Origin of the sequence: Dyadobacter sp. 3J3 (assembly GCF_009801115.1) — a bacterium.
Classification (GTDB): Bacteria; Bacteroidota; Bacteroidia; order Cytophagales; family Spirosomataceae; genus Dyadobacter.
In genome coordinates, this window is record NZ_VTOL01000008.1 from 228288 (window position 1) to 242618 (window position 14331).

The 14331-nt window shown below is 39.5% G+C and carries 8 protein-coding genes; 4 read left to right on the forward strand and 4 right to left on the reverse strand.

The window, feature by feature from the left end; genetic code table 11:
* Positions 1-115: 115 nt before the first annotated feature.
* The gene (locus FZF08_RS18480) at positions 116-1627 is read right to left on the reverse strand and encodes a DUF1501 domain-containing protein (RefSeq protein ID WP_159471435.1); all 1512 of its coding nucleotides are present in this window, start codon (positions 1625-1627) and stop codon (positions 116-118) included.
* Between the two features lie 2 nt (positions 1628-1629).
* Positions 1630-4806, reverse strand: coding sequence for a DUF1553 domain-containing protein (locus FZF08_RS18485; protein WP_229216592.1), 3177 nt, complete (start codon positions 4804-4806; stop codon positions 1630-1632).
* Positions 4807-4989: 183 nt separating this feature from the next.
* On the opposite strand from FZF08_RS18485, the gene FZF08_RS18490 reads away from it, so the two are divergent.
* From FZF08_RS18490 to FZF08_RS18500, 3 genes are all read left to right on the forward strand, one after another.
* Complete coding sequence (locus tag FZF08_RS18490; protein WP_159471439.1) at positions 4990-5868, forward strand: AraC family transcriptional regulator; 879 nt, start codon at positions 4990-4992, stop codon at positions 5866-5868.
* Positions 5869-6019: 151 nt separating this feature from the next.
* Positions 6020-8422: an ABC transporter permease gene (locus FZF08_RS18495; protein WP_159471441.1), complete on the forward strand. Its 2403-nt coding sequence runs from the start codon at positions 6020-6022 to the stop codon at positions 8420-8422.
* A gap of 51 nt (positions 8423-8473) precedes the next feature.
* Positions 8474-10888, forward strand: a complete 2415-nt coding sequence (locus tag FZF08_RS18500) for an ABC transporter permease (RefSeq protein ID WP_159471443.1) — start codon at positions 8474-8476, stop codon at positions 10886-10888.
* Between the two features lie 30 nt (positions 10889-10918).
* Here FZF08_RS18500 and FZF08_RS18505 read toward each other — a convergent pair whose 3' ends face one another.
* Entirely contained in the window at positions 10919-11323 is a 405-nt protein-coding gene (locus FZF08_RS18505; protein WP_159471446.1) for a PIN domain-containing protein, read from the reverse strand.
* The gene (locus FZF08_RS18510; protein ID WP_159471448.1) at positions 11313-11543 is read right to left on the reverse strand and encodes a hypothetical protein; all 231 of its coding nucleotides are present in this window, start codon (positions 11541-11543) and stop codon (positions 11313-11315) included. Before FZF08_RS18510 ends, FZF08_RS18505 begins: the two co-directional genes overlap by 11 nt.
* Positions 11544-11695: 152 nt before the next feature.
* On the opposite strand from FZF08_RS18510, the gene FZF08_RS18515 reads away from it, so the two are divergent.
* Complete coding sequence (locus tag FZF08_RS18515) at positions 11696-14107, forward strand: ABC transporter permease (protein WP_159471450.1); 2412 nt, start codon at positions 11696-11698, stop codon at positions 14105-14107.
* Positions 14108-14331 lie beyond the last annotated feature (224 nt).

Genomic DNA, 14331 nt, shown 5'->3' on the forward strand with positions numbered 1-14331 from the left:
ATTACATTTAAATATTATCAGCGGGATTATTGCGGTGCGCTGCACCTTAGGCAACATCCTTGGTTTAGGTCGTTCTACAAGTATTTCGGTGCCTCCGCACCTTAAAATAAAAAAGTTAACTCAAAATATCTTTCACAACATTTCCATGCACGTCAGTAAGCCGAAATCTTCGGCCTTGATATTTATAGGTTAATCTTTCATGATCCACGCCCATCAGATGCATTAAAGTCGCCTGAAAATCATGTACATGCACAGGATCTTTGACAATGTTATAACTAAAATCATCCGTTTCGCCATAGCTGATTCCCGGTTTTACACCTGCGCCTGCCATCCACATCGTAAAACAACGCGGGTGGTGATCACGGCCATAATCATCCGCTGTTAATTTTCCCTGGGAGTAAACGGTTCGGCCAAATTCTCCTCCCCAAATCACCAGTGTATCTTCCAGCAGACCTCTTCTTTTCAAGTCAATAATCAAGGCTCCCGTTGCCTGATCCGTGTTTTTACACTGATGCGCAATACCTTTTGGCAGGCCGCCATGGTTATCCCATCCCTGATGATAAAGCTGAACGAATTTCACATCTTTTTCTAACAACTTCCTGGCCAAAATACAGTTTGCAGCATAGGAGCCCGGATCACGGCTATCCGGTCCGTAGAGTTCAAAAACTTCGTCGGGTTCATCGTCTGTGTTCATCACTTCCGGCACAGAAGTCTGCATACGATACGCCATTTCATATTGTGCAATTCTCGCATCTACTTCCGGATCACCATAATCCTGGTTTTGAATCTGGTTTAGTTTGGATAAGTATTCCAGCATTTCTTTCCGGTCCGCACCGTCATATCCATCGGGATTGTTTAAAAATAAAACCGGATCTTTCCCCGACCTGAACTGGACGCCCTGATGTTTGGATGGCAAAAAACCATTTCCCCACAAACGCGCATACAAAGGCTGATCTTTCGATCCGTTTTTCGAAACCAAAACAATAAAAGTTGGAAGATTCTGATTATCAGACCCAAGCCCATAACTCACCCACGAACCAATCGACGGTCTTCCGGGCAACTGGTTTCCTGTTTGAAAAAAAGTAATGGCCGGATCATGATTAATTGCCTCTGAATTTATGGATTTTATAATACAAAGTTCATCCACCACTTTGGCCGTATAAGGCATCAATTCACTGATCCATGTCCCGCTTTTTCCATGTTGGTTGAATTTATAAATCGAAGGCACCATTGGTAATGCACTTTGATTTGCACTCATCCCTGTAAGCCTCTGTCCTTTCCTAACCGAATCCGGTAGGTTTTGCCCCGCCAGATCTACCAGTTTGGGTTTATAATCAAAAGTTTCAAATTGAGAAGGCCCGCCGCTCATGAAGAGGTATACCACCCGTTTGGCTTTTGGGGCTATATGAGGTAATGCTTTTAATATTTCTTCTTCAAAATTCGACGGATTTTCTGACATTTTCGGAGGCGTTCCAAAAAGTTTTTCAGCGCCAAACAAGGAACCTACGGCAAGAGCGCCAAGGCCAAGAGATGTCTTCGTCAGGAACTGGCGTCGGTCAAGCTTTTTATTTAACTTATCAAATTCAGGAGAATTTAATCTGAATTCTTCGTGATGATGATCTGACATAATTATCGCTTGGTTAAAGATGCATCCGAATTAAGTATGGTACTTGCCACCACGGAATTTGCGGCAACCTTTGCAGATTCAATATTTTTGTTGATCTGATATTGTCCCGCATGAAGCCAACCGACCGCTTTTTTCGGATCACGTTTAAATCTTTTGTATTCCGATTCATACATTTTCTTTAACAAACTAACTTCTTGTGGCTGCGGAAAATGTCCTGTAAGTTTTCTATATGTAATAATTAAAGCACGTTGAGAATCCGGCTCCACCGTCATTTGCTCGCCCAAAACTTTTGCTGATTCAACAAATGTCGGATCATTCAACGTGACCAGCGCTTGTAAAGGCGTATTCGTTTTTTGTCTTCTCACTACACAAAAACTTCTGGAACCTGCGTCAAAAGTAGCCAGTGTCGGATTGGGCACTGATCTTTTTACGATCACATAAAGGCTTCTCCGGTAAACTGCATTTCCAGAATCTGCCTGATAAGTTGTATTATTAATTTCCCACAAACCTTCCGGCTGATACGGTTTAACACTCTTCCCACCGATTTTTTTATTTATCAAACCACTGGCCATTAAGGCATTATCACGGATCATTTCAGCAGTCATTCGTCCGGATGGCCCGTGAGCCAGCAAGCGATTTTCAGGATCTTTTTCCTGCATCTCTTTCGTTGAACGGGAATCCTGACGATAAGCAGCAGACATGACGATCATTTTATTAAGCTTTTTCACATCCCAACCAGATTCCCGGAAAGTGATCGCCAGATAATCCAAAAGTTCCGGGTGACTTGGCATTTCTCCCTGATTTCCAAAATCTTCCGTTGTTTTGACAAGACCGGTTCCAAAGAAGTTTTGCCAAAAACGGTTCACGGCCACACGCGCCGTTAATGGATTTTCTTTGCTGGTCAACCACTGGGCAAGACCATATCTGTTTTTAGGCAAATTCTTAGGAAATTTTAAAATCGACTCCGGCGTATCCGGAAAAACTTCTTCACCAAAAGAATCATAATTTCCTCTCAGCAAAATATGCACCTTTTTTGGTTTAGGCATTTCCTGCATCACCATCAGTTCCCGAATATTTTCCATCGAATCTGATTGCGAGGTTCGTATCTGGATTAGTTCACTATTTACTTTTAGAACGGTCGGCGAAACCACATTTAAATAATAGCTTTCAAGAATATTTAAATCGCTTACTGAAAGCCGGTTTTCAGGTTTTGAAACAATAGCAGACCATGAACTTTTTCCTGCCAGAATCATGATTTCAAAATCCGTTAACACACGATTGTAAACCCGGATGTCATCAATTTTTCCTCCTTTAAAACCAAGTCCGCGCCACCAGCCTCCAACTTGCAGACCAGGTTGTCTGTCTGTTTTAAAAAGAATATCCTTTGTTAACTGATCCATCGTTGTTTCCATAGCCATTTTATTCCCATCCAGAAATAAATTAAAACCATTGGCTTTTGAAGAACCATCATAGGTAATGGACAACTGGATCCATTTATCTCTCGGAATACCGGGACTCGAAATTCTGGTAATAGCGTTCGACGGTGCCGTATGCGCCATATTTAATTCCAGCTTGTCGTCTTTTAAATATAAATGATAACCTCTGAAATTATATAAACGCTCTGCCTGTGACTTATGCAGAATAACGCCTTCTTTCAACTCTTTCGGAATATTGACCCAGATATTAATACTAAAAGGCTGCGATCTTCTGAACACACCCGTTTGGTCAAGATCCAGAAAAACATCACCGTTCATGGCCATTGCCTGGCCGTTTTCGTGCGTTACAAATACAGCTTGATCTCCGGTCTGTCCGGATTCTCTTTTCATAATACCGGTTTGTTTAGGATTTACACCGTTTTTTAAACTGTTTTTTTCAAACGAATAATAAGCCTGTAAACCTGATTCAGGAACCTTTTCACTCTTTAACTTTTGATATTTCTTATCAGAAATCCACTTTTTAAATTCGGGTTCAGCCGCTTTTTTTGCCAATTCAACAGCCTTTTCCTGCACCGTTATTTTTGACTGAATAAACCGCAGCATTTTTTCCTGCTGATCCGTCGGAAGCATTAATGTTGGCGTTGGAAGCGCATCGTCCCAGGAAATCTGCCCCGCTTCTTTTACATTGTTAAAAAAGCTAAAAAGCTGGTAATAATTCTTTTGTGAGATCGGGTCATATTTGTGATCGTGACATTTTGCACAGCCAACCGAAATACCAAGCATCGCATCGCCAAAAGTATTGGTTCGGTCGATAACATATTCCGTCTGAAACTCCTGCTCCACAATTCCGCCTTCCATATTTTGCTGATGATTTCGATTAAATGCGGTGGCAATGATCATTTCTTTTGTAGGTTTTGGCATGAGGTCACCCGCCAGTTGCCATTGCACAAACTGATCATAATGCATGTTTTTATTGAAAGCATCGATCACCCAATCACGGTATGGCGACATATCACGAAGCCGGTCGACAGTATATCCGTGAGAATCCGCAAAACGGGCGAGATCGAGCCAGTCAACTGCCATTTTTTCTCCATAATGTGGTGAATTCAGCAACCTGTCAACCTGTTTTTCGTAAGCATTTGGAGAAGTATCTTTCAGAAAAGCATCAATTTCTTCAATCGTCGGCGGTAATCCGGTTAGGTCAAGAGAAACCCGTCTCAACAATAATTCCTTATTTGCTTCTTTTGAAGGGCTGAGTTTTTCCTGTTCCAGTTTTGCCAGAATAAAATGGTCAATTGGATTTTTGACCCAGTCCGTGTCTTTTAAGTCCGGCAATTCCGCTTTTTCAGGTTTTACAAAGGCCCAATGCGGCTTGTATTCAGCACCATCTTCTATCCATTTTATCAAAATTGCTTTTTCCTTTGCGCTTAAATTCAGATGTGATTCCTTAGTCGGCATCATATAGTCCGGATCATTTGACATGATTCTGTGAAAGAATTCACTACCAGCCAGATCGCCGGGATTTATGGCAACTTTTCCAGGACTTTTTGAAAGTTTTCCATAGGCTGCTTCTTTTAAATCCAGACGTAATCCTGCCTTTTGTTTAGCCTTATCCGGTCCGTGGCAGGCAAAACATTTATCCGATAAAACAGGCTTAACATGCTGGTTGTAATCAAGTTTTTCAGGTAATTCATCATAAGCAATTTGTACGTCATCAGGAAGATCCGGCCCACATGAAAACATGCAGAACAGAATAAAAGATAGAAATACACATTGGAAAATCCGCATACAAATGACAATCAGAAATTAGGCTTCAACAAAATTATAATTTAATAAAATATAAAAATTATACAAAAATGTTTTAATTTTTCACAAATCCGACTTTTACCAATTAATTTATCGCGAACAATTGCTATACCGCTGACCATGAATAACAACGTTATCTCCAAATCAACATTTTCTTTACTAAATGTCGATTATGTAAAATTGAACAAAAGCTGGAATTACCGAAATATAATCAGTCCGTTTTACAGGCTTTATTATATTGACGGAGGTTTCGGACATCTATTTTATGCTAACAAAACAGTCATTCTGGAAAAGGATTTTTTATATCTAATCCCTTGTTTTACGCTTTGCAATTATCAATGTCCGGAATTTTTGAGTCAATACTATATTCATATTTTGGAAGAAACCCCGGACGGTACTTCTCTGTTTTCTTCGCATCAAAATGTTATCAAAATTCCAGCCGAACTATCAGATTTGGAACATTTTAAAAGAATACTGGTATTGAATCCAGGGAGAGATTTGAAAAGGTCCAGCAACCCGAAGGACTATCAAAAACAACCCGTGATCCGGAATTCACAAGCCATGAATAATGATCTTCCCATTTCGGCTTTTATGGAAACCAAAGGAATAACCCTGCAATTGTTATCCCGGTTTTTAACACCAGAAAATTACAGTTTTTCTGTTGGCAAAATTATTCCGTCAAAAATTATAGAATCTATAAATTATATTAATACCAATTTATCAGAAAACCTGACGGTCAACGATCTTGCCGAAAGGGCCGGTCAGAATAAAGATTATTTCTCACGGATTTTTCAGGAGCATACAGCTTCCCGACCGTTATCTTATATTCAGCAAAAGAGAGTTGAAAAAGCTCAGTTCTTAATAATAACCACAGATCTTTCGCTCAGTCAGATTGCCAGCGATACTGGTTTTGAAAGCCTTTCCTACTTTTCAAGAATTTTCAAAAATATCACAGGGCAGACGCCTGGAAGTTATGGAAAAAACGATCATACGATTTAGGTGATTTTGGTTTTATCCGCTGTCCAGTTCTGAACAAAAACGTCCGTTTATGAACATTTTAATGCAAAAAAAAATTTATAAACAACTGATTATCAAACTGGCATACAATTATTAAATTCAGCGAAGGTGCACCTCAAATAATCCGTTAGCCATGATAAAAAATTATTTCAAAATTGCTTTCAGAAATCTTATAAAACATAAGTCTTTCAGTTTCATAAACATCATCGGTGTGGCCATGGGCCTTGCCTGTTTTTTACTTCTTACGCTTTACGTCAAAGACGAACTCAGTTATGACCGTCACAACGTAAACGCTGACAGGATCTACCGTTTATCAAGAATTTTCCTCGCAAAAGACGGAACCGAATCACTCCATCTTGGACATGCAGCCCCACCTTTCGGCCCACTCATTAAGGAGGATTTTCCTGAAACAGAACAGGTTGTCCGTATGCTTGAAACTGGAGGTATGGTGCGTTATGGCGAGCATATATTTAATGAAGAGCATATATACGCTGCGGAAGAAAACATATTCAAAGTTTTTACAATCAATACCTTACAGGGAAACCCTGCAAATGCGCTTGTCAATCCTTTTTCTATCATGTTTTCCAGACCGATGGCAGAAAAATATTTTGGAAAGGAAAATCCAATTGGTAAAATCATACGAATCGACAACCAGTTTGATTATACTGTAACCGGTATTTATGAACCTTTACCTGCACAGTCAAGCTTCCATCCGAATTTTCTTATTTCCTTTTCTACGCTTTCTGATAATCGTATTTATGGAGATGAAAACCTTCGTGCCAACTGGGGTAATAATTCGTTTGCTACATTTCTTTTATTACCAAAAAATTACGATCCTGAAAAATTGGTAAAAGCATTTCCTGCATTTCAAAACAAACATATCGATCCAAAAGCTTCAACTTATTCCGTTCTTAATCTTACCAAACTAACTGATATTCACTTATATTCGCATCTTGATTCCGAGATGGAAGCGAATGGAGATATTCAATATGTATACCTGTTTTCGGCCATTGCTATCTTTATTCTTGTCATTGCCTGTATCAATTATATGAATCTGGCAACCGCCCGTTCTGCCAAAAGAGCGAAGGAAGTTGGCATGCGAAAAGTGGTGGGCGCTATGCGTAGTCAGCTCATCAATCAATTTCTTAGCGAGTCTATTTTGCTGGTGAGCATTTCACTGACAATTGCCGTGATGATTGTAATTCTTTGCATACCTTTTTTGAATGAATTTACACAGAAACAGCTTAGTATAGCCTCTCTTATTAATCCTTCATTTATTGCCATTATCATTGGAATAACACTTTTCACCGGCCTGGTTGCAGGAAGTTATCCAGCTTTTTTCCTTACTTCGTTTCAGCCGACCAGTGTGCTTAAAGGTAAAATCGCATCGGCATTAAAGAATGGGAAATTGCGTCAGACATTGGTTATTGTTCAGTTTGCGATTGCGGTCGTACTAATTATTAGTACTGCGGTAGTTTACAGCCAGATGAAATTTGTCCAGAACTATAAACTTGGTTATTCGAAAGATCAGGTTGTTCTTCTCTCTCCCTCATCTGATTCTACAACCAATTTTGAAGCAATAAGCCAGGAATTAAAACAAAACAGCGGCATTCTTGAAACTGGCCGTTCGTCCAGAATTCCTTCCGGCCGTCTTCTGGATTATTGGGACGCTTATGTGATGAAAGGTGATTCCCTGGCTCCCTCCGATATCAACATAAAATCACTTTCAGTTGATGAAGATTTTATTCCAACCTACAAAATCGAGATGGCTGCGGGACGAAATTTTTCAAAACAATACGGAACAGATAAATCCGAAGGTTTTATTTTGAACCAAACAGCGACTCATCTCCTGGGTTATAAAAATCCGAAAGATGCGATTGGAAATCAGTTTGGCTATGGCAAAGTACGTGGCCATATTATAGGCGTGACAAAAGATTATCATTTCGAATCACTGCATCAAAAGGTGGCTCCCATTGTGATGTTTATGCAAGGAAATAATTTAGGTTGGCTATCAGTCCAGATTTCAGGTGGTGATATTAAATCATCCCTGGCGCATATCAAAAAAGTTTGGGAAAGCAGATTTCCAGACGAGCCATTTTCCTATGAGTTTTTGGATGAACGTTTCGGAAATTTATATGCCCGTGAGCAAACACAGCAACTTCTCTTCGGTATTTTTGCAGGAATCGCCATTTTCATTTCCTGCCTTGGACTTTTAGGACTGTCAATTTTCATGGCTGAATTGCGCATAAAAGAAATTGGTGTACGGAAAGTTCTGGGAGCTTCCGTTTCCAATCTGGTCATTCTTTTGTCAAGCGACTTCCTCAAACTGGTTTTCATTGCCATCATCATCGCTTCACCGATTGCCTGGTATGGAATGTATAAATGGCTGGAAAATTTCGCTTATCATACACAAATTTCGGCATGGATATTTGTAGGAGCAGGTGTTTTATCCGCAGGAATTGCATTGCTCACAATTAGTTTCCAAAGTATTAAAGCGGCATTGACAAACCCTGTAAAATCACTAAAAAGCGAGTAGAAATAACTTTTTTATTGAAACACCAAAAGTTATCGATCAAAATAAATAGCCATGATAAAAAGTTATTTTAAAATTGCCTGGAGGAATCTTGTACGTAATAAAGCCTTTTCAGCCATCAACATTGTCGGGTTGGCGCTTGGAATTGCTGCTTGTATTCTCATTTTACAATATGTGGCATTCGAATTAAGTTTCGACAATTTCCATACAAATGGCAATCAGATTTATCGTGTCAAACAGGATCGTTACAATGAAGGAAAACTAAGTACAGAGTGGGCTGCCGGTGCCTTTGCCGTTGGAAATTCATTTAAAGAAGCCTATCCCGAAGTTGAAGATTTTGTGAAGCTTATCAACCGTGGCTCCATGGTTTTGGACAATGGAGAACGCAGTTTTAAAGTTGAAAAAGTTTATATTTCAAGTCCTTCTTTTTTCTCTGTTTTTTCTTATCCGCTGCTCAACGGCGATTCTAAAACGGCGCTTAAAGAATCAAATACCGTCGTTCTTTCTGCCTCTGTTGCTAAAAAACTTTTTGGGAATGAAAATCCTGTTGGTAAAACACTGCAAATAAATAAAAGACGGTCGGCAAAAGTGACTGGTGTATTTGCAGATATGCCGTCAAATACGCATTTTAAAACAGATATTCTTCTTTCCTACGCCACATTCTTAAATGACGTAAAACCAGAGAATCCGGATCTGGCCTGGCAATGGGATGGTTGTCTCACTTACCTAAAACTTCGCGCAGGTACCGATATTCCAAAACTTGAAGCAAAATTCCCTGCCCTGGTTGACAAACTTGCCGGAGAAGAGCACAAAAAGTATAATTCGGCTGCGGTTTATCTGCTTCAACCGTTGAAGGATATTCATTTGTATTCCCATTTAATGATGGAGGCTGAACCTAACGGTGATGGCAATACGGTTTATCTGCTTCTGGGAATTGCATTTTTTATTGTGGTGATCGCCTGGGTTAATTACATCAATCTATCAACGGCAAGAGCAATTAACCGGGCCAGAGAGGTTGGTGTCAGAAAAGCTGTGGGTTCACAACGAAGCCAGTTGATCGGGCAATTTATGATGGAATCTGTTTTATTGAATGGATTGGCCGTCGTTCTCGCACTGATTCTGGTTGCACTTTCTTTGCCAACATTTAATGAAATCTCGGGTCAGCAACTTTCCTTTGCTTTACTCGGAAGCCGCATGTTCTGGCTTCCACTTATTACTTTATTTATAGTCGGCGCGTTTTTCTCAGGACTTTATCCTGCTTTTGTACTTTCTGGTTTTAAACCTGTTGCCGTCTTAAAAGGTAAAGTTAGTACTTCAACGAAAGGCATTTTATTGAGAAAATCATTGGTGGTTTTTCAGTTTGCGGCTTCCTTGTTTTTGCTGGTTGGCACCTTAACCGTTTTTCAGCAAATACGTTACATGAGACAGCAAAGTCTGGGAATTAATATTGATCAGACGCTGGTCATCAATCCTCCGATTATTGCTGACGATTCTACTTTTATGCGACAAATGTCTGCTTTCAAAGATGAATTATTGCGCCAATCCGGTATCAAAAGCGTTACTGCGTCTACTGTTGTTCCTGGTCAGGCTTCTCAATGGAATGCCGGTGGAATCAGGTTAAAAGGAACGGATGAAAGTGCTGGAAAACAATACCGGATCATTGGAGTCGATTACGATTTCCTTAAAACATATGATCTAAAATTGGTATCGGGACGAAATTTCTCCAAAGAATTCGGGAGTGATCCGAAAGCTCTAATTTTCAACAAAATGGCTGTTAAGCAATTGGGATTCAGCGATCCCGAGCAGGCGATTGGAAAAGAAATTAATTTCTGGGGAGAGATATTTACCATCGTAGGCGTAACAGATAATTTTCATCAGCAGTCTCTCAAAGATGCCTATGAACCGTTAATCATTCGTTTGATCCCCGATATCAGAGGTTATTTTTCAGTCAAACTTAGCACAAGTCAGGCTAATACTTCGGTGGCAGGTATCCAGTCAGAATGGAACCGTTTTTTTCCTGGAAATCCTTTTGAATATTCATTCCTGGACGATCGTTTCAATGATCAGTATAAAGCTGATCAGCGTTTTGGACAAGTTTTCGGTGTATTTACCGGACTGGCGATACTCGTTGCATGTCTTGGGTTATTCGGGCTTGCTTCCTTTACCACCGCCCAACGTACCAAAGAAATCGGGATTCGAAAAGTACTGGGGTCCTCGGTTTATGCTATTGTGGAAATGTTGTACCGTGAGTTTGCGATATTGATTTTGATCTCATTTGTGATATCCGCTCCGCTTGCCTGGTTTGCCACAAATAGCTGGCTGAATGGTTATGCATTCCGTACTGATATTCAATGGTGGTTGTTTGCTGCTCCTTTTGTTTTGGTACTTGTCATTGCGTTATTAACTGTCAGTTTTCAAAGTATAAAAGCAGCACTTATGAATCCTGTAAAAAGTCTTAAAAGCGAATGATATTAATATTCGTCTGATGCAGTGAGGAAATTACAAAAAGGGATTAATTATGGTAAGCCGGTTTTCTATCAGCTGTTTATGCTGCAAATCCTCAGAATACAGGATGCTGCAATTTGCGGCTAATGCGGAAGCTATGATGATGCTATCGAAAAGTTGGAAGTCGTATCGAATTATTAACTTCTTGGCATGTTCCAAAATTGCTTTATTCAGATTAATAATTTCACAATTTTCAAGTAATACAATACTATGCTCAATTAAAGGTACTTTAGGTATTCTCAAAAGTCTTTTTAAAACATTAAGATATTCTGAAACCACCTGCGCAGACACGATAGGAAAGCCTAACACAATACTCTCAGCAATATCCATTTTTGAGGAAGGAATTGTTTCATGCAGATATATCAGGACATTAGTATCAACGGCATACTTATTCATCATAATTATTGGCCTCGTCACGGTCAAATTTAAAATTAGACAAGTCCACTCTCAAACCAGCAAGAGATTCATTAAGTCTTTTTCTTCTGACTTCAATATCTGCATCCGGCCTTGCCTCAACTTCAAAAGCGATAACCTCCACTTGCTTGCCAATCATTTCATCAGGCAGTTTAAGCAAATAGGTATTGTCGGTAGGCACGATGATTTCCCTGATCAGTTCCATATTGGTTTCATTTGTTTGTTCTCAAAGCTAATTAAAAAAACATATAATCCGAAGATTACCAATTGCTTCTCTTCTTGAAAACAGAAAGCATCACTTTATAATTCAAAGAAATACGATCCGATTTTCACTACCAACCTGTTAACTATTTCGTTATGTTTCAAAATTATCTCAAAATCACTTTTCGGAGCCTTTGGAAATATAAAACCAACTCCATTATCAGCATTACCGGATTGTCAATTGGCATTGGCTGTTTCCTTTTGCTGGCTACTTACATTCTTCACGAATTGCAATATGACCAGTTTCAAAAAAATGGAAAAGATATTGTCAGAGTTAATTTATTCTACCAGTCCGGCGATAGCGAGCCTGTTTATGTTGCCATAACGCCAACAGGCGTGGCTCCCGTTTTTTCAAGAGAATTTGCAGAAGTAAAAGATGCTGTAAGATTGTATCCCATCAGCGGTTCAGGCTCCGTTTCTGTTCAATATGAAGACAAATTATTTAATGAAAAGAAAGTTGTTTTTGCAGATGCTTCCTTTTTCAGGATTTTTCCTCAGACTTTTATTGAAGGAGATATCAAAACAGCGATGTCTCAACCTAATTCCGTTGTGACTGATGAAACCACAGCAAAAAAATATTTTGGGAATGAAAGTGCAATTGGGAAATCGGTGAAAATTGCTGAAAAATACATGATGCAGGTAACTGGCGTAGTTCCGGATCTTCCTTCCTATTCACATATCAAATTCAATTGGCTGGCAACTTATAGTACTTTACCGCGTTCAAAAACTGAGGCCTTTGAATCCGCCAATGACTACACTTATTTGCTCCTCAAACCAAATACCGACGTCAGAACCTTGCAGTCAAAAGTGGATGGTTATGTAAATAAAAATCTGAATAACCCGCAGGATCCTTCATCAAAAGTCCGCCTGGAATTGGAAGAATTTAACCGCATTCATCTCTATTCCAAAGCTTCGGGCTCAATGGAAGCTGCGGGAAATTACAAATATATTTACATCCTTTCCGGTGTCGCCATTTTGATTCTGGTCATTGCCTGTATCAACTTTATCAATCTGGTCACTGCTCGCTCTGCTGTCCGTGCACGTGAAGTTGGTGTAAGAAAAGTAATGGGTGCCGCCCGTTTTCAGTTGTTCAGACAATATCTTTTCGAATGTGGAATTATCACAGTTTCATCCATCCTTGTAGGCCTCATCATTTCCCTTCTCGGTTTTCCGGCTCTAAGTAATTTGACAGGCACTATTTTGAATTTTGGTGTCTGGCCAACTTATTCCGTTGGTTTTGTTCTTTTGTTATTAGCCATTCTGGTTACACTTTTGTCAGGCGTATATCCCGCGGCAGTTTTGTCAGGATTTGAACCGATTAAAGTTTTGCAGGGGAAAGTTTTGTCCAAAGCAAACGGAAGCGGATTACGCAGCTTTCTGGTTGTCTCACAATTCACGGTTTCACTTCTTTTTATCATCGGCACAATCATCGCCAATCAGCAGCTTTCTTACATTCAAAATAAAAATCTCGGCATCAATCCTTCGCAAATTATAGTGTTGGATCTCAGCACGGGCATTTCTTCCGGCAAGCTTGCCTCTATCAAAAATGAATTACTAAATAATTCCTCCGTTGAATCTGTTACTGCATCTTATGATTCTCCTGTTAATGTAGGAGGCGGTTACATGATCACTGCGAAAGACAAGCCTCCGGGTTTTAATATGAATATTACCGCTATTCCGGTTGAAAAAGATTTTGTTCCCACGATGGGAATGAAGCTGGTTGCAGGTGACAATTTTAATGAAACGGATATCCTTCAAGCTACACAAGACAGCGCAGATTTAAGGAAATATGCATTTATATTGAATGAATCTGCTGTTAAAGCATTGGGTTGGACCAACAGTAATGCCATAGGAAAATCAGTCAATATGAATGGACGGGAGGGAGAAGTAAAGGCTGTTGCCAAAGATTTTCATTTCAGGTCGCTACACGAGAAGATCGGGCCGATTGCTATCATTCCCGAATACAATTATTTTGGTAAAATGATGGTAAAAATTTCAGGTGATAAAACACCTCAGGCACTTAAATTTCTGGAACAAAACTGGAAAACCAATTTTCCTATGCGCCCCTTTGAATATCACTTCCTGAATGAGGAATTTGACGAAATGTACAAAGCTGAAAGCCGGGTATCCTCAATTCTCGGTCTGTTTTCAACCATTACCATTCTGATTTCCTGCCTGGGATTATTCGCCTTGGTTGCTTTTATATCTCAACAACGCACCAAAGAAATCGGAATCAGGAAAGTGCTGGGAGCCACAGCAACCGGAATCGTAATTTTACTATCAAAAGATTTTATCAAATTGATGCTCATAGCTCTTGTCATCGCTTCTCCACTTGCCTGGTATTTTATGAATCAGTGGCTGCTGGATTTTGCATATCGTATAGAAATTAATTATTGGGTTTTCATTCTTGCCGGTATTATCGCTGTGGCGATAGCGTTGCTAACCGTGAGTTTTCAAAGCATAAAAGCAGCTTTGATGAATCCTGTGAAGAGTCTTAAAAGCGAGTAGTTACCGGTTATTGATGAAAAAGTGGAATGATTGTTATTAAACCACAATCATTCCACTTTTTTCTTTTTTTAACGCGATGAAACTGAAAGTTACCAAAATTAAAATCCAAGCATTTGTCGATGTAAAAACCTTTTTCGTCTTGTAATAACACCTATTGACCGATTATGCATTTCACCCGTTAAACTTCATGGTAAAAATGCTCTCTAAAAGCCATAACAAACAAA